We start from the raw sequence: 16,056 nt of genomic DNA, 5'->3' as shown, positions 1-16,056 counted from the left end.
TGATACGTTTCACTTATTCTCAGTGTAAACTTTTTATCTGAAAAAAAGAAGGAATAAGCTATCTTGGATTGAGCATTGACAGTAAAAAACGAAACCCGATACACTTAGACAGGAAAGGGGTTTATTATATGAATAAATCAATCGCTGTATATTGGCGAATGACACGACCGCATACGTTGACGGCAAGTTTTGTGCCGGTCGTCGTAGGAACGGCTATCGTGGCACCACGGATCGAATCGTTACGGATGGATCTGTTTTTTGCCATGTTGATCGCATCGATGCTGATTCAGATTGCGACGAACTTATTTAATGAATATTATGATTACAAGCGGGGGCTCGATACGGAAGAATCGGTGGGCATCGGAGGATCGATTGTCCGCGACGGTTTTAAGCCGGGTACGATTTTGGCATTTGCCTTGACGCTGTATGGAATTTCGGCTTTACTCGGTATTTATTTATGCCTAGAGACAACCTGGTGGTTGCTGTTGATTGGAATCATTTCGATGTTTGTCGGTTATATCTATACAGGTGGACCGTTGCCGATTGCGTACACACCGTTCGGTGAAGTGGTGGCCGGCTTTTTCATGGGCTATGTCATCATTGCGATTTCCGCGTATCTGCAGATCGGTTATGTGCCGACAGAAGCGGTCGCGATTTCGATTCCGGTGGCGATTTTAATTGGATCGATTCTACTCGCAAATAATATTCGTGATCTCGACAATGACAAAGTCAATGGACGAAAGACAATCGCCTGTTTGGTCGGTCATCAAAAAGCAGTCTATGTGCTGATTGCCTTTTTTGCTGCTGCCGTCCTTTCGCTGTTGATTGCCGTACTAGCCTTTAACGTCACATGGTGGGCACTGCTTGCTCTTTTAAGCATTCCACTGATGATTAAAGCCGTGAAACTGTTCTGGCATGATTTGCCGCCGCAGGAATTGATGCCGGGTATGGCACAGACAGGGAAGGTCAATACGATCTTTGGATTATTGCTTGCAATCAGTTTGACAATCGCCAATCTGTGATGGAAAATGACAATGATTTTTTTGAACGGAATCCCGAATGATGGACAGATAAAACTGTCTTCGTCGGGATTTTTTTGTTGGAACAATGAAGGGTCTGATTGGTTGTAACAGTTTTGAAATTTTACTATAATAGAAGCAATGTGCCTAGAACGCGTATAACATCCTTCAGGTTCATGAAATTTTTTTAGAGGTGGAACAGGAATGAATAAAATTGCGGTAATCGGAAAAGTATTCGTCGACATAAAAGGAACTTCGTTTGCGCCCTTGCATAAGGATGCGAAAAACGTCGGGGATATCACCTTCTCGAATGGTGGTACAGGACGGAACGTAGCACAAAATCTCGCTGTTCTCGGAAATGATGTTCGTTTTATCTCGACGGTTACGAACGATCAGATTGGTGTCGGGGTACTCGAAGAGTTAAAATCCTACGGAGCCAACGTCGATCATGTAGAGATGCTCGAAGACCATGGAATGGGCATGTGGCTTGCAGTCATGGACAATGAAGGGGATCTACAGACGTCGATTTCTAAACAACCGGATGCTAAACTCCTCGAAGAAGCGATTCTTCGTCAATCCGTCTATGCGCTTGACGGGGTGGACGCAGTCGCAATCGATTTGGATTTGTCGGTGACAGTCCTCGAACGGTTGATTCATATCTGCCGCAAAATGGAGTTGCCGCTTTACGGTGTCTGTGGACATTTGAGTGTGATTGAGCGCAATCGCCATTTGTTGCAAGGGTTTACTGGATTCATCTGTAGCCGTGAAGAAGCTGAGATTTTATCGGACCTGTCCATCGTGACGGTAGAAGACGCCATTCATGTCGCCAACGAACTGGCGAAAAAAGGAGCACCCTTTACGGTTGTCACGATGAGTGAGTTAGGTGCTGTCTATGTGGACCGCCGGACAGCGACTTCAGGTCACGTCGGGACGAAGAAAGTGAAAGTAGTTGACTCAACAGGTGCCGGCGATTCCTTCTTTTCTGCTGTACTTTCCGAACTGACGGAATCCAAGCAGGCAGAAGAGGCACTTCAACTTGGGATGAAGGTTGCCGCACAAGTCATTGCATCCACGGAAAATGGACTGATTCCAGAAATGCTTGAGACCATTCGTTGAGTCCTCAGACTGTGAGGAGGAATGAAGATCAATGCCGATTCAAAGAAGTGCCATTATTTTAATCAATGAATCAGACGAAGTTGCCTTGATTCGTCGGGATAAGCCGGGCGAGACGTATTATGTGTTTCCTGGTGGTGGACGGGAAGTCGGGGCGACATTAGAAGAAACCGCAATTCGGGAAGCCCACGAAGAGCTTGGGGTGGATGTGGAACTCGAAGGAGTTGCCGCAAACGTTCACTTTAACGGATTGGAAAATCCTTATTACTGGGCAAAAATGACGGGTGGTATATTTGGAACAGGAACCGGAGAAGAGTTCGAAGATCAGTCATCGGGATATACACCGTTGTGGGTCAAACGCGAAGAATTGATGGATTTACCGGTTCGCCCGACAGCGCTTGTCCAGGAATTGACGAAGATGACGGAACGTTTCTATAATATCGAGCTAAAAGATAATTGAGGTTTTAGTTGGATTAAACAGGGAAAAAGTATAGTAAGACAGTGAGGTGGTCCTAGACTGCCTCTTTTTTGTGAAGGAGAGATGACGATGGCACATACACGTGACCCAAAAGGATTAGCCCTTAATCTAAAGCAACGGATGTCTGATCACAACATTACGGATTACGCAGGAACGTTAGCTTACTATTGGTTCTTATCGATTTTCCCAGGTATCATTTTTGTTATTTCAGTATTATCATTCTTTGACATCGATCAACAGACACTTGAATCTCAAATTCGTGATTTGGCACCGGGTGGATCGGTCAATACGTTTACGGATGTCATTTTCCAAGCCATCAAGGAACCGCAAGGAGGTCTCTTATCGATCGGGGCGATTTTAGCTATTTGGTCAGCTTCAAAAGGCGTCGATCGTCTGATTACGACAGCCAATCATGCCTATGGTGATTTTTCACCGCGCGGATTCGTTGCAGCGCGTGGAATCGCTTTGATTCTAACCGTTGTGCTCGGAATTGGGATGCTCTTGTTGATTGTCCTGAACGTTTTAGGTGGACCGATTATCAGTTACTTAGCCAACTTTGTCCTACCGATTGATATGGGGCAAAAAATTCTGTTGACGGTCTTGCGATATGTCATTTCAACTGTCTTGCTGATTCTGATTTTATCGATTTTCTACCGTGTTGCACCGAAACGACCGATTTCGTTTAAAGAAGCTATCCCGGGAGCCGTCTTTGGTGTCATCGTATGGCAATTATTATCGGTTGGATTTGGATTTTACGTCTCGAATTTCTCAAACTATAATCAAACATACGGTTCGCTTGGAAGTGTCGTCATCGTGTTATTATGGTTGTATTTTACAGGATTAATCATTTTACTTGGGTCTGAACTGAATGCGTCGTGGGAACGCTTCATGAAAAAAGCGGATCCGAAAAAAATGGAAGAAAAACGATTGAAAGAGCAAGCGGATTTAGACTCGATTCCAACCAATACGTTTGGTTGATTTCAAGTTCCGTCTCATTTGAATGAGCCACACTAAAAAGCATCTACTGTCGGTAGTCCGACGGTAGATGCTTTTTGATTGGATCAAGCTGCAGCTTGTTTTGAAAACGGAGCGGGAGTCTTGTAGGCTGAGGTATCTTTTTGTAGAAGGCGTAATCCGTTCAAAATGACAAGGATTGTAGAACCTTCATGACCGACTACTGCAAAAGGCATGATTAGGAACTGTGAGAAGTTCGAAATGATTAATAACAGGATAACACCGATTGCGAGCGTGATGTTTTGTTTGACGACACGATTCATTTTACGCGCTTTGTTGACGGCGTAGGCCAGGCGTCCTAAATCATTTTTCATCAAGACGACATCGGCTGTTTCAAGGGCAGCATCTGTTCCTTCGCCCATTGCGATACCGACATGAGCCAACGCAAGGGCGGGAGCATCATTAATTCCGTCTCCGACCATGGCGACTGTTTTTCCTTCGGTTTGGTACTGCTTGATATGACGTACTTTGTCTTCAGGGAGACATTCGGCTACGTAGTCCGTCAGACCGGCTTCCTTGGAAATCGCAGCGGCAGTCACAGGGTTGTCTCCTGTCAACATGATCGTCGTGATACCAAGAGCATTTAACGATGCGATAGCTGTCTTAGCTTCAGGGCGAATCGTATCCCGTAATGCGTACAGAGCGATGATTGATTGACCGTTACTGACATAAACCATCGTATTTCCTTGTTCTTTTAAAGTTTGCTCCATCGATAGGAAAGGGTCGGTCAATCCTTCATGGAACGCATATTTTCCAATCCGGTACGTCTGACCGGAAACAGTGGCCTCGATTCCGTAGCCCGTCACATCCTTGAAAGTGGATGGTTCGATGATATCCGTTTTTAAGTGCGTGACAATCGCTTGTGCCAGCGGATGATTTGATTGTGCTTCAATTGATGCGACAGCTTGTTTGACGGCGAATGCATCAATTCCATCAGCATAATGGCTTTCCGTGACGATGGGTTTCCCGGTCGTTAATGTCCCGGTTTTATCAAAGACGATTGTATCGACTTGTCCAAGTGTCTCGATATGTGCTCCACCTTTAAATAAGACACCGTTTCGGGCAGAAGCGGCGATTGCTGCCAAAGCAGCTGGTGTGATCGAAGCGACCAAAGCACAAGGTGAAGCGACGACAAGCAAAATCATGGCCCGGTAGATACTCGTTTCAAATGTCCAACCAACTAAGTAATGGGGGACAACCATCATCAAGGCGACGACGAGTAAGACGATTTTAACGTAACGGCTTTCGAACCGCTCGATGAATTGTGCGGATGGTGATTGTTCGCTTTGAGCGTTCTGAACCATGTGAATGATTTTTTGGAACAGAGACTCGTCCGCGGCTTTTGTCATCTCGATCGTCAACACACCATTCATATTGACGGTTGAATTATATACGGTATCCCCGACATGTTTTTCGACGGGAATCGATTCGCCTGTAATCGAAGCTTCTTCAATAGCAGCTTGACCGCGGATGATGGTTCCGTCGACAGGAATACGTTCACCGGGGCGGACATAGACGAGTTCTCCGACGACCAATTGCTCAAGACCAACGACTTCAAGCTTACCATCGGTATTTAATCGCGTGGCTTCTTCTGGCTGTAAGGACATTAAACTTTGTAATGCCCGTTCGTTTTTATTCATTGTATAAGTTTCAAGGGCGCCGGATAACGCAAAGATGAAAATCAAGATGGCACCTTCCATCCAGTAGCCGATAGCCGCTGCACCGATAGCCGCTAAAATCATCAATAATTCTACATTCAAGGTTTTGTCATGATACGTTTCCGTTAATCCTTCTTTTGCTTTCGCATAGCCTCCGATTAAATAAGCGGAGAGATAAAGCGTGACATAGCCTGTAGCGGGAATGTTGATCTTTTCGAGCGTGTAGGCAATTAAAATCAATATTCCGCTAAAGAGTGCTAAAATCAATTCGTGATGTTCCTCCCAAGCATGACGGAGAGCGGAACGCTGATGGACATCAGTAGTAGTAGAGGTAGTCATATGGAAAAGCTCCTTTCAAGTCTAAATGAGAAAAGAAATCATTATGTTAAAACAATGAGAATGTTAATTACCAACGTTTTCTCATCAATGATAATGAGTTTCATTGTCGCTAGATTATAATAATTATTATCTGTAAACCTACTATACCATGTCTATGTCAAAAGAAACAGGAAAGGAATTAGCAAAAATGAAAAAAATATTGACCGATCGATTTGGTATGGTTGTGCTCGCATTAGTGACGACCTTCCTTTGGGGAAGTGCGTTTCCCTTCATCAAAAAAAGTTATGCTTTACTTGCCATCACTTCAACGGAGTACGGGGAACAGCTGTTGTTTGCCAGTTACCGCTTTTTTATCGCCGGCGTCTTATTGCTGATTGTCAGCGTCCTGATTTTTAAACAACCGATTACGTTGAAGAAGCGAACACTCGCTTACAGCCGTCTAGGCTTCTTTTTGACGTTTCTTCAATACGTGTTCTTTTATATCGGACTTTCCTTATCAACGGGCGTCCAAGGGTCAATCATTGCTGGGTCGACTTCTTTCTTTCAAATGTTGCTCGCCCATTTCCGTTATGAAGATGACCGGTTGAATCGTTTCAAAGGGCTTGCCTTGTTTTTAGGATTTACAGGCGTGATTTTAGCAAACTGGCCGCAAGGATCAGCCGGTGTATCGTTTGGGAGCGGTGAAGTCTTACTGATCCTCGCCATGATTTCCGGCGCATTCGGAAATTTAATCGCTAAGGAATATTCGGCAAGTTACCCGGTTGCACCGATGACCGGTTGGGCTATGGTCATTGGATCAATTGGCTTATTCATCGTCGGAGCAGTCTTGAATGGAGACTGGTTCCCGTTTACTTTCACGAGTACAACGGTCTGGATGCTCGTGTATTTAGCGTTTTTGTCAGCGACCGGATTTACGTTATGGAATCTTTTGATGAAATATAACCCGGTCAGCCGCGTGTCATTGTTCATGTTTTTTGTCCCGATTTTCGGCGTAACGTTATCCGCGCTCATTCTCGGGGAATCCATTCCACCGCAAGCCTTTATCGGTCTGTTGTTTGTCGTCTCAGGGATTCTCGTTTCAACTTATCTTCCGATTTGGTTTCAAAAGCGGAGTTGACGAAGATTCTGAATCGTGCAAAAATAGTCTCAATCAATCTGTTATTTTTAATCGTTTGTTGCTGAGCCGACTAGTTCGGCTTTTTCTGTACGGTCATAAAACCACCGATTCGGCCTTGCTATAAAGGCTAGTGCAACTAAAAAACGAAAGGAGATGAGAGAAGTGGAACGGAATGAGATCGTTCGAAAGATCATTGCCAACCGTCGTCCGCGGGATGAGTTTGCTCGGTTTGTCGTCACCTGTGTCAGTCAACAACTTAAGGAGACACATGGAGATGTCGGGGTGGAAATCATTGAGGCAGAAAGAGGATACGACTCCGTTTGGTCAATCAACGGTCAAGAGGTCGTCGTCTTGCTGGAGACGGAAGAATTGAAACGGGCAAAAGAACAACCGTATGCAATCGACGATAAGCTCTGGCACAGTTTTCGGCAAGAAGGAATCGTGAAATAAAAAGACGGTCGTTCCAATGGGACGACCGTCTTTGCTTGTTTACAGCGACCGGGATACAGGTTTTGACCGAAAAAGCAGATAAGCGAGTGTCGCGAGAACCAGTACGAATAAAATAAAGTAGAATCCTGGCGGCAATATAACGAACAAACTACCGGAGATCGGGCCGAGAATCGAACCGAGACTAAACGAAATCCCAGCAAGCAGGTTCCCGGTCGGCAACAGATGATTTGGCAACTGTTCGGTCATATAAGCGACGCCTAAGGAATACGTCGAACCGAGAGCCATACCGCTGATTGCAAAAATCGTAAACAATGCGCCATAGCTTTGGAACAAAAAACAGGCCGTCAAAAACGAAAAAGCTCCGATGCTGAGGACAGTGATCAGCGTCCGCCGTTTTCCAAAATGATCGGCGAGACGTCCGAGGGGTAACTGCATCAATAAAGAGCTGACGACGAATGTCGTGATCAAACTGCTCGTTTGAGATAGTTCGTAGCCGTTTCGTGTCGCGAATACTGGAAAGCTGGCATTCAATGTTGCTTCTAAAAAGCCATAGGTGAAGCCGGGTAACAATGTAAACCAGGCGCTCGTCAAGACAAGCCGGTAACGGGAAGCCGCAGATTGAAGCTCTTCCGGCATGACATCAGACGGTTTTTCGTTTGGTACCCGTCTTAAGGCGATTAAGACGAGGACAGTCAGTGTCCCAGTCAAGACGAAGGGCAACCAGCTGATCCAGTCAACGAGTGGTGCCGCGAGTGGACCAAGGGCAAAACCAAGACCGAATGCCATGCCATACAGTGACATCGTCCGGCCAAGTTTATGGTTCGGTGTAATGGAGGTGACCCAAACTTGAGAACCGTAATGGAGGGTCTGGTCCCCAAAGCCGACGACGAATCGCAGTACCATCCAAGCAAGAACGCTTGGGATAAGCGGAAAAGCAAAGACGGCAACAGCTACTAAGGCAAGACCAAACGAGATGACAGGCACATAGCCATGACGCCGCAACGGTTTTTCCATCAAGGGTGCTGCGACGATGACACCGATATAAAGCACGGCAGCACTTAGTCCATTTATGTAAGCGGGTGTTCCTTGACGTTCGAGCAAGATCGAAAGCAGTGGGATGAGTAATCCTTGGGTGAAACCCGAAATGAATACAATCGAAAGAATTAAAGCAAAGCGACGCGACAAAACAAACAACTGCCTTTCCTTTTTTATATAAGCATAACATGCCCCGGGTGCACGTCTGTACATCCGGGGCATGTTATGCTTATTGTTCTTTTTGTTGAGTTGGTTCGAACCGTGTTGGACGTGGCATATGCAAAAGATGTTCGTCCCAATCCGTTTGGTCGAACACTTCATCGTGTTCGATACTGTGAGACACCCGAATGCCAATCATCATGATTCCAAGTACCATACTGAACATGCCGATAATCGCGACAATCCCGACGAGCCATTCCATTTTTGAAACCCCCTTCGAACAAGGAAAGTGTGTCAACTTTGTGACAGACTTTTCCCGTTTTGAAAGAGACTCAAACCTGGTCAGAGACGGCTGGATTGCTTTAGGAAATCTACTTCCGGATAATAGGCATTTTTGACGAGCGCATTTGGACCGAGGCATTGAACGGCGGGGCAGTGACAGGACAAACTTTGATTAAGTTCTGTTTTTTGCCACATCGTATACGCATCATTAAAGGAAGTGTCATGAATCGTCCCGAGTGAGGCCAATTCATCCCCGAAATCCGTCACGATGATCTCACCGTCAAAGATGTTGACATTTAGGCGTGACCGGCCGTCGGGGTCATTGCGGACGGAAACATTTGGATCCTGGCGCAGACGGCGATGGAGCGCTAAATCTGCCTCTTTCATCGAGCAGGCATAAAACGGCAATGTACCGAATAACATCCAAACATTTGGATCCCGGACATCAAGCAGACGATGGATCCCATCGCGAATCTCGTCGAGGCTTGCCGCCTCAATCATCGAGGCGAAATCTGCTGGGTACATGGGATGAACTTCATGTCGGACACAGCCCATCTCAACGATTTCCTGATGGATGGCTTCTAAATGCGGTAACGTTCGTTTATTGATCATCGTTTCCGCAGAGACGAGGACACCACGCGCATTCAAGATACGGGCATTTTCCTTCATCTGTTCAAACAGTTTCGTCCGTGCTTCACGTGACGGTTTACGTTCCATCATTGCGAAGCCACCATCAATGAAGTCGTCCGCTGTTCCCCAGTTGTGAGAAATATGTAAGACATCAAGATAAGGGATGATCAGCTCATACCGGGAAAGGGGAAGTGTTAAATTTGAATTGATTTGGGTTTTAGCTCCCCGTTCGTGGGCATACTTAAGTAAAGGCACGACATATTCCCGGACCGACTTCATCGACAGCATCGGTTCTCCGCCAGTAATGGAGAAGGCACGCAGGTGTTCGATTTCGTCCAATCGTTTGATGAGCAGTTCGACGGGGATGGTAGGTGTTTCGCTGCTCGACAACATATAGCCGACGGCGCAGTGTTCACAACGCATGTTGCAAAGCGTCGTCGTCGTAACTTCGACATTCGTCAGTCGGGACTGTCCGTACTGTTCGATATCTCGATAGGCTTCCCACGGATCATTTTGGATGGTGATAGGTGATTTTAGTGACATGGTGCATGTTCCTCCTTTTTAAAGTTCCACTACGTATCGTATGCTAAATGTACACAGGAATAAAGAACAAGAAAGGAAGTCAGAATAATGGGAAAAGCAAGAACTGATAAACTTGGACAGATGAATGTGCTAAAATCAAGAATGCAGCTTTTATGCCATACGATTGATTCATTGGATGAAACATCAGATATTGAGGATTTGGAACGTTTAGCCGTCTCCTTGGATCAGTTGAAAGCCAAGGTGCTTCGTTACGCAAAAGATATGAAGGAACATGAGGAATCAGAGAGCGGTTCGAAATGACCGCTTTTTGATTTGGATCATGGAAAGGATGGATCAGATGACAACTAAAATTAAACTACAGGTAGGCGAGGTTCGTTCTGTAACCTGCTTACGCATGGGGATCAACGGAGAAGGAATCGCGACACTCGAACGACAAATCGTATTCATTCCAGGTCTGCTTGTCGGGGAAACCGCTCAGATCGAGATTACGGAAATCCATAACAATTTTGCGAATGCAAAAATCTTGAAGCGCGATGTCCGTTCACCGGACCGTGTGACACCATTATGTCCGATTTACAGTCAGTGCGGCGGATGCCAGCTCCAACATATGAGTTACGAAGGACAGCTTCGTTATAAAGAAGATATGGTCCGAAACGCCTTTACGAAATCGACGAAGTTGAACGTCGAGAAATCGGACATCCGTCCGACAATCGGTACAGCAGAATGGGAGTACCGGAATAAGTCACAGTTTGCCGTCGGAAAAGAAGGCACGCAAATCGTCAGTGGATTATATTCAGCAAACTCGAATCGTCTCGTTGCGATCGACGAGTGTATCGTTCAAAACAAAGAGACGTTACGTGTCAACAAAGCCGTTACGAAAATTTTAAATGACTACAACGTTCCGGTCTATAATTCAGCTAAACAAGATGGCGTCATTCGAAACATCGTCGTTCGGACCGGCATCAAAACAGGTGAAATTCAAGTCGTGTTAGTCGCTTTCAAAGACGGTTTTAAGGATCTTGAAGGATTATCCCGAGATATTTATGATATTCCAGGTGTGATTTCAGTCGCCTTGAACATTAATGATAAAATGACGTCGCGTGTCTTTGGGGAACAGACGGAAGTTTTACGTGGGGTGGAACGCATCGAGGAACAGATGGGTGAGTTTACGTATCAACTGTCACCACGTGCCTTCTTCCAGTTGAATCCGGAACAAGCGGAGCGGATGTACAGCGAGATCGTCAAAGCGGCAGCCTTGACGGGTGAAGAACGTGTCGTTGATGCTTATGCAGGCGTCGGCTCAATTGGTCTTTGGATCGCAAGCGGTGCAAAAGAAGTCCGAGGAATGGAAATCGTCGAGGAAGCAGTCGAAGATGCAACGGCACACATGAAGCAATACGGATTTAACCACGCGCAATACGTAGTCGGAAAAGCAGAAACTTGGATTCCGCGCTGGGTGAAAGAGGGATGGATTCCAGACGTCTTCATCGTCGATCCGCCTCGTTCAGGTTGTGATACGCAATTATTGAACGCAATGATTTCGTCAAAAGCAAAAAAAATCATTTATGTTTCCTGTAACCCACAAACGTTGGCACGTGACTGCGATCATTTGATGAAAGCCGGCTACAAAGTCAGTTACATCCAACCGTACGACATGTTCCCGCAAACGGCACATGTCGAAGCCATCGTTGTACTAGAGAAAAAGAAAAAGAAAAAGTTTTAAACAGATCGAACGGATATAAGAAGCGATTTCTATATGAAAAAGAGGAAAGTGGCTATAGCCGTTTTCCTCTTTTGTTTCGTCCGGATTTCTTTTTTTAAGTTTGTTGCAACCAGTTTTGATCCTGTTCCTGAAAACGTCGTTTGAGATCAGCGACACGTTCTGTTGGTAAAGGTCCTTGTTCCAGCAAGCGGATATTTTGTACCAAATGATCCGGATTGGCTGTCCCGATGATGGCGCTCGTGACGCCGGGCTCAAAGACTGTAAACCGGAGTGCGGTTTCAAGCCAAGAGGCTTCTTCAAGAGGGAATTCGAGCTGTTGTGCCCGTTCCCAGTAAGGTTCGACGTATTGACCGGTTGGCCGTGACGCGAACCGCCAAGGGGCATTCGCAATCGGACGTTTGGCGATGATGCCTTTTTGTTGTTGATGAATCAGCGGGATGGCATCGCTCAATGCCCGTTGATCATACAAATTAACGGACGTTTGAAAACTGTCGAACCGTCCCGTTGTGATGGCGTAGTCAAGGTCTTCCCGGTCACCTGAATAAGCAATCAGCCGGACTTTTCCGGCCTGCTTCGCACGCTCGAGTGCCTCGATGACATCATCTTGAGCCAGTATCTCTTTACTGCAGGAATGTAAATGGACGATATCGATAAAGTCTGTTTGCATCGTCAAAAGGGCCTGATCAATTCCGCCGGCAACAGCTTGGAACGTCCAGTCTTGCGTGCGTGGTACATCATACCCGACCTTCGTCGACAATACGACATCATGGCGGTGCTGTTTTAAAAAGTTGCCGAGCCGTTGTTCAGATAAGCCGTAGCCGCGGGCAGTATCAAATAAACGGATGCCTGCATCTAACGCTTGATGGAGGACATAGCTTGCTTCCTGATCGGATAAATCATCGGAACCGATGTGACCGGCACCAAATCCGAGAGGGGAGACTTGGATGTCAGTGTTGCCAAATGAACGTAATTCCATACTGTTTTCCTCCTTTGTTTACTTCTCTACACTATACGAAGAAAACGGTTGCATCAATCGATATCCCTCGATGGATGCAACCGTTTTTTATAAAGGTAAATCAAATAAAACACCAAAAACAGTCCAGCAATCAACCACGGGATTATCGAATCCCGTTCAATCAATTCATTGACGGCAAAAGCTTCAAAGACCAGTGCGGGAACTTTCCCAATCGTACTGGCCGTTAAAAAGACGAGTGTCGAGACACCACTGGTCGCACTTAAGAACGTGACGAGACCGGAAGGGGCGAACGGCAACAGCCGTAAAAAAAGAATCGTCCAAAAAGCATCCCAACCAGTTTGCTTCGTTAACCTACCGAGCCACTTCAAGACGAACGGGGACTGAATCAGCGGTTCGATACGCCGAAAACCATAACGGTAGATATAAAAGGAAACTCCAGCACCTAAGACTTCGCCAAGAAAGGATAAAAACAGCCCGTTCCAAAATCCGAAATAAAGTAAATTGGCTGCCGTGACGAAGGCGCTTGGCACAACACCGAACAAACTGATGACTAGACTGACTAAAAGACTGATTGGTACAGCAAACGTATCCGCTTGCTGTAACCAATCAAGGAGTGTTGCTTCGATAATAAAACGTCCTTTCAAGCTTAAACCAATCAATGCTGTTAACGGATCGAAATAACGGTCAAAAGAAATGACATCAAGAGAATCCGTCCTCATCGTCCGGTAACAACGGTAACGTAATCAAGACGGTTGTTCCTTGACCGAGAACAGATTCGAAGGAAATTGTTCCGTCGTGTCGGTCGATGATGTGTTTCGTGATGGCAAGTCCAAGACCTGTTCCACCATCTTTTCGTGTCCGTGATTTATCAACACGGTAAAAGCGTTTCGTCAAACGTTCCAAGTGTTCCGGCGGAATGCCTTCTCCTTCGTCCCGGATTGAACAAATCGTCAGTTCACCGTCTGTTTTCGTCGATAAATAAATATGTTTCGAGGCGGGAGTGTAGCGTAACGCATTATCCAACAGGTTTCCGATGACCTGCTCCAGGCGATCATTGTCACCAAGAACGATTTGACTTGGATCAAAGTCGGTGACGATGGATACTCCTTTGGCTTTTGCGATGGGTTCCATCCGGTAAACAACATCTTCCAGCACTTGGCTGAAAACAAGCGGTTGCTTCGTCATCGGATACGAATCCCGCTCCAGTTGGGCGAGATCAAGCAAGTCATTTACGAGGCGTTGCAATCGTTCTGTCTCCCGCTCGATGATTTGATAATATTGATCCCGTGTTTTTTCGTCGAGTGCCTTGTCTTGCATCATTTCCGTATAACCCCGGATATAGGACAAGGGTGTACGTAATTCATGACTGACATTCGCCAAAAATTCCTTGCGCTGTTCATCCACTTCACCGAGGGATTCCGCCATCTTGTTTAAAGTTTCTGCCAGTTCACCGATTTCATCATCGGATTGAATCGGAATCCGGTAAGCAAAATCCCCTTGAGCATAGACGGTGGAAGCCCGTTTCATATCGATCAGCGGACGAATGATTGTATCGATGATTTGACGGCCAAAAATGACAAGGTTCAACACGATCAGACCAATCATAAAGAAAATCATTAGTCGAAGCGGGCGGAACGGTTCACTGATTTGACCGAGTTCCAAATACAGAATCAGTGTGCCGACAAGCCGATTGTTCTCAATAATCGGGAAACCGGTCATTAAGATATCTGTCCCTTCAATCGGGTGGGTCCGGCTTGAAACGACGGTTTCACCATTGCGTAATTGTTCGATATCCGCATTCGTCAAGAACCGGAGACCAGCCGGATTTTTTTTCAGGAAGTCGATGAAAAAAACCTTGGATTCGGTCAGTTCATTCGTATACGTCATTCCATCGTAAAAGGCACCGGAAAGTCCCTCGGATTCATAAATGTTAATCAGTTTTTCACCCCGGTTGAGCAACAAGTCTTCCTGCGTTTGCAGGTAAAACCGGTCGTACAGATAAAATGTCAATAAGACGAATAAGACGGCAGAGAAAACGCTTGTGAACCAAATCGTAATCCAAATCCGGCGGCGGATGGTATACCGCTTAATCATACTTCCTCGAATTTATATCCGATGCCCCAGACCGTCTGGATTGAGCCGCCGGCTTCACCGAGCTTCAGGCGAAGTGTTTTGATGTGGGTATCGACTGTCCGTAGGTTTCCGATGTAGTCCGCTCCCCAAATCTGATCAAGCAATTGTTCACGAGAAAAGACTTTGTCGTTGTTTTGAACGAACAAATGAAGTAAGTCAAATTCCTTGCGTGTCAGACTGATCGGTTTTCCGCTGACATGGACACTGCGGCTTTCTGTATCGAGCTCAAGTTTACCGATTGTCAACGTCGCTGACTGATCGACTGTAAAGCGATGGGAACGACGCAGTGTCGCTTCGATACGGGCCAACAGTTCACGGGGGCTGAATGGTTTCGTGATATAATCATCGGCACCGATTTTCAGACCGTGGATCCGATCGAGTTCGTCGGAACGAGCCGTCAACATGATGATCGGGACGTTTGAGAATTCACGGATGCGCATGCAAGCCGTTAAGCCGTCCATTTCCGGCATCATGACATCAAGCAGGACGAGATGGAATGTATCACGCTGCATTTGATCAAGCGCTTCTTGACCGTTCGAGGCTGTCATCGTCTGGTAATTTTCTTTTTGAAGATTGGAGACAAGTAGATCACGCATTTGTGCTTCGTCATCTACGACAAGTATTTTAAAGGATTGTTCTGGCATCAGTAATCACTCCATTTCATATAGGAAGAGGTAATGGCTTCTTCCGACAGGTGAATTTTCCTTATTATCATACCATTTGAAGCTTTCGATCCACATCAAAAGTAAGAACAAAAAAGCACAAGAGGCAGGCGCCTCTTATGCTTCGAGTTGTTGTTCGTAGACCGTTTCGAATTCGCGGCCATGGATATACATTTGAAAACTTGATTTTGAGACTTCGTACAGCGTGAATTGAGTTTCCCCGGTGTTCAGCTGTTCGAGTAACGTTGGTCGTAATTCATCGGCACAAAAAGCATAAGGCAATTTTTCCGCTGCTTTTTGTGAACGGATGTTAGTCTTACGAATTTTCATGAAGACACTTTCGAATTCAAGGTCAAAAAACAGTTCTGCAAAGAATGCTTCCTTTGCAAGGTTGTTGTAACCTTTCCCATGATACGGTTTACCTAACCATGTACCGAGAAACCCATACTGTCCTTCGATATCGAGTAAACTGATTGTACCGATTGGTTGGTCAAATTCGTCTAGGATCGTGCGCGAGACAAGCTCACCGCGCTCTTCCTCTTCGATTGCCTGCTTTGTAGTAAACAGAAATTCATCAAAGTACCGTGTTTTTTGGCGGACGTACGGATATACGTCTTGATGCTGCATCAGTTCGAACAAATCAGCGCAGTCGCTCAGCTCCCGTTGCTTGAGCATACTTCCATTCCTCCCTCTTAAGACCGCTAGAATGATTGTCGAAAGCTACC

17 protein-coding genes are annotated in these 16,056 nt (G+C 45.9%); 8 read left to right on the top strand and 9 right to left on the bottom strand.

The features are described 5' to 3' along the window. Positions 1–128 precede the first annotated feature (128 nt). From P402_RS0113420 to P402_RS0113405, 4 genes are all read left to right on the top strand, one after another. Positions 129–1,022 carry a 1,4-dihydroxy-2-naphthoate polyprenyltransferase gene (locus P402_RS0113420; protein ID WP_034770019.1) on the top strand — a complete coding sequence of 298 codons (894 nt, stop codon included), beginning with the start codon at positions 129–131 and terminating at the stop codon, positions 1,020–1,022. Between the two features lie 201 nt (positions 1,023–1,223). Further along, complete coding sequence (locus tag P402_RS0113415) at positions 1,224–2,135, top strand: PfkB family carbohydrate kinase (RefSeq protein ID WP_026829145.1); 912 nt, start codon at positions 1,224–1,226, stop codon at positions 2,133–2,135. 31 nt (positions 2,136–2,166) lie between these two features. Further along, entirely contained in the window at positions 2,167–2,592 is a 426-nt protein-coding gene (locus P402_RS16555; RefSeq protein WP_034770017.1) for an NUDIX hydrolase, read from the top strand. 87 nt (positions 2,593–2,679) lie between these two features. Continuing rightward, positions 2,680–3,588, top strand: coding sequence for a YihY/virulence factor BrkB family protein (locus P402_RS0113405; RefSeq protein WP_026829144.1), 909 nt, complete (start codon positions 2,680–2,682; stop codon positions 3,586–3,588). 83 nt (positions 3,589–3,671) lie between these two features. Here the strand turns inward: P402_RS0113405 and P402_RS0113400 are convergent, their stop codons facing one another. Continuing rightward, positions 3,672–5,621 (bottom strand): heavy metal translocating P-type ATPase, encoded by a 1,950-nt coding sequence (locus P402_RS0113400; protein WP_026829143.1) that lies wholly within the window; start codon positions 5,619–5,621, stop codon positions 3,672–3,674. Between the two features lie 187 nt (positions 5,622–5,808). On the opposite strand from P402_RS0113400, the gene P402_RS0113395 reads away from it, so the two are divergent. Together P402_RS0113395 and P402_RS0113390 are read left to right on the top strand one after the other, a co-directional pair. Next, the gene (locus tag P402_RS0113395; protein ID WP_026829142.1) at positions 5,809–6,738 is read left to right on the top strand and encodes a DMT family transporter; all 930 of its coding nucleotides are present in this window, start codon (positions 5,809–5,811) and stop codon (positions 6,736–6,738) included. A 162-nt stretch (positions 6,739–6,900) separates the two neighbouring features. Continuing rightward, positions 6,901–7,188: a hypothetical protein gene (locus P402_RS0113390; RefSeq protein WP_026829141.1), complete on the top strand. Its 288-nt coding sequence runs from the start codon at positions 6,901–6,903 to the stop codon at positions 7,186–7,188. A gap of 39 nt (positions 7,189–7,227) precedes the next feature. On the opposite strand, the gene P402_RS0113385 is transcribed toward P402_RS0113390, so the two are convergent. From P402_RS0113385 to yfkAB, 3 genes are all read right to left on the bottom strand, one after another. Continuing rightward, a complete protein-coding gene (locus P402_RS0113385; protein ID WP_081776674.1) occupies positions 7,228–8,436 on the bottom strand; it encodes an MFS transporter in 1,209 nt (402 codons plus the stop codon). A gap of 16 nt (positions 8,437–8,452) precedes the next feature. Next, on the bottom strand, positions 8,453–8,644 hold the full coding sequence (locus P402_RS0113380) for a hypothetical protein (RefSeq protein WP_026829139.1): 192 nt from the start codon (positions 8,642–8,644) through the stop codon (positions 8,453–8,455). An 80-nt stretch (positions 8,645–8,724) separates the two neighbouring features. Further along, positions 8,725–9,837 (bottom strand): radical SAM/CxCxxxxC motif protein YfkAB, encoded by a 1,113-nt coding sequence (yfkAB, locus tag P402_RS0113375; RefSeq protein ID WP_026829138.1) that lies wholly within the window; start codon positions 9,835–9,837, stop codon positions 8,725–8,727. An 87-nt stretch (positions 9,838–9,924) separates the two neighbouring features. Between yfkAB and P402_RS0113370 the strand changes: the two genes are divergently transcribed. Both P402_RS0113370 and rlmD read left to right on the top strand, forming a co-directional pair. After that, entirely contained in the window at positions 9,925–10,137 is a 213-nt protein-coding gene (locus P402_RS0113370; protein WP_012369544.1) for an SE1561 family protein, read from the top strand. Between the two features lie 37 nt (positions 10,138–10,174). Continuing rightward, positions 10,175–11,560 (top strand): 23S rRNA (uracil(1939)-C(5))-methyltransferase RlmD, encoded by a 1,386-nt coding sequence (rlmD, locus tag P402_RS0113365; protein ID WP_026829137.1) that lies wholly within the window; start codon positions 10,175–10,177, stop codon positions 11,558–11,560. Between the two features lie 94 nt (positions 11,561–11,654). Here rlmD and P402_RS0113360 read toward each other — a convergent pair whose 3' ends face one another. The 5 genes from P402_RS0113360 to P402_RS0113340 form a co-directional block, all read right to left on the bottom strand. Beyond that, positions 11,655–12,536: an aldo/keto reductase gene (locus P402_RS0113360; protein WP_026829136.1), complete on the bottom strand. Its 882-nt coding sequence runs from the start codon at positions 12,534–12,536 to the stop codon at positions 11,655–11,657. A gap of 53 nt (positions 12,537–12,589) precedes the next feature. Then, positions 12,590–13,255, bottom strand: a complete 666-nt coding sequence (locus P402_RS0113355) for a TVP38/TMEM64 family protein (RefSeq protein WP_235188884.1) — start codon at positions 13,253–13,255, stop codon at positions 12,590–12,592. Further along, positions 13,236–14,630, bottom strand: coding sequence for a sensor histidine kinase (locus tag P402_RS0113350; protein ID WP_051525166.1), 1,395 nt, complete (start codon positions 14,628–14,630; stop codon positions 13,236–13,238). The genes P402_RS0113355 and P402_RS0113350 overlap by 20 nt, the downstream gene beginning before the upstream one ends. After that, positions 14,627–15,313: a response regulator transcription factor gene (locus tag P402_RS0113345; protein WP_026829133.1), complete on the bottom strand. Its 687-nt coding sequence runs from the start codon at positions 15,311–15,313 to the stop codon at positions 14,627–14,629. Before P402_RS0113345 ends, P402_RS0113350 begins: the two co-directional genes overlap by 4 nt. 135 nt (positions 15,314–15,448) lie before the next feature. After that, entirely contained in the window at positions 15,449–16,006 is a 558-nt protein-coding gene (locus P402_RS0113340; RefSeq protein ID WP_026829132.1) for a GNAT family N-acetyltransferase, read from the bottom strand. Positions 16,007–16,056: the final 50 nt, after the last annotated feature.

The sequence above is a fragment of the Exiguobacterium sibiricum 7-3 genome, from assembly GCF_000620865.1.
GTDB lineage: Bacteria > Bacillota > Bacilli > Exiguobacteriales > Exiguobacteriaceae > Exiguobacterium_A > Exiguobacterium_A sibiricum_A.
The sequence above is the reverse complement of the archived record's forward strand: the minus strand, read 5'-3'. Positions and strand labels throughout refer to the sequence as shown.

What these genes read in the sequence shown, in the direction of transcription:
- P402_RS0113420 (WP_034770019.1), top strand. Translation starts at nt 129, where the DNA reads ATGAATAAATCAATCGCTGTATATTGGCGAATGACACGACCGCATACG.
- P402_RS0113415 (WP_026829145.1), top strand. Translation starts at nt 1,224, where the DNA reads ATGAATAAAATTGCGGTAATCGGAAAAGTATTCGTCGACATAAAAGGA.
- P402_RS16555 (WP_034770017.1), top strand. Translation starts at nt 2,167, where the DNA reads ATGCCGATTCAAAGAAGTGCCATTATTTTAATCAATGAATCAGACGAA.
- P402_RS0113405 (WP_026829144.1), top strand. Translation starts at nt 2,680, where the DNA reads ATGGCACATACACGTGACCCAAAAGGATTAGCCCTTAATCTAAAGCAA.
- P402_RS0113400 (WP_026829143.1), bottom strand. Translation starts at nt 5,621, where the DNA reads ATGACTACCTCTACTACTACTGATGTCCATCAGCGTTCCGCTCTCCGT.
- P402_RS0113395 (WP_026829142.1), top strand. Translation starts at nt 5,809, where the DNA reads ATGAAAAAAATATTGACCGATCGATTTGGTATGGTTGTGCTCGCATTA.
- P402_RS0113385 (WP_081776674.1), bottom strand. Translation starts at nt 8,436, where the DNA reads ATGTACAGACGTGCACCCGGGGCATGTTATGCTTATATAAAAAAGGAA.
- P402_RS0113380 (WP_026829139.1), bottom strand. Translation starts at nt 8,644, where the DNA reads ATGGAATGGCTCGTCGGGATTGTCGCGATTATCGGCATGTTCAGTATG.
- yfkAB (WP_026829138.1), bottom strand. Translation starts at nt 9,837, where the DNA reads ATGTCACTAAAATCACCTATCACCATCCAAAATGATCCGTGGGAAGCC.
- P402_RS0113370 (WP_012369544.1), top strand. Translation starts at nt 9,925, where the DNA reads ATGGGAAAAGCAAGAACTGATAAACTTGGACAGATGAATGTGCTAAAA.
- rlmD (WP_026829137.1), top strand. Translation starts at nt 10,175, where the DNA reads ATGACAACTAAAATTAAACTACAGGTAGGCGAGGTTCGTTCTGTAACC.
- P402_RS0113360 (WP_026829136.1), bottom strand. Translation starts at nt 12,536, where the DNA reads ATGGAATTACGTTCATTTGGCAACACTGACATCCAAGTCTCCCCTCTC.
- P402_RS0113355 (WP_235188884.1), bottom strand. Translation starts at nt 13,255, where the DNA reads ATGAGGACGGATTCTCTTGATGTCATTTCTTTTGACCGTTATTTCGAT.
- P402_RS0113350 (WP_051525166.1), bottom strand. Translation starts at nt 14,630, where the DNA reads ATGATTAAGCGGTATACCATCCGCCGCCGGATTTGGATTACGATTTGG.
- P402_RS0113345 (WP_026829133.1), bottom strand. Translation starts at nt 15,313, where the DNA reads ATGCCAGAACAATCCTTTAAAATACTTGTCGTAGATGACGAAGCACAA.
- P402_RS0113340 (WP_026829132.1), bottom strand. Translation starts at nt 16,006, where the DNA reads ATGCTCAAGCAACGGGAGCTGAGCGACTGCGCTGATTTGTTCGAACTG.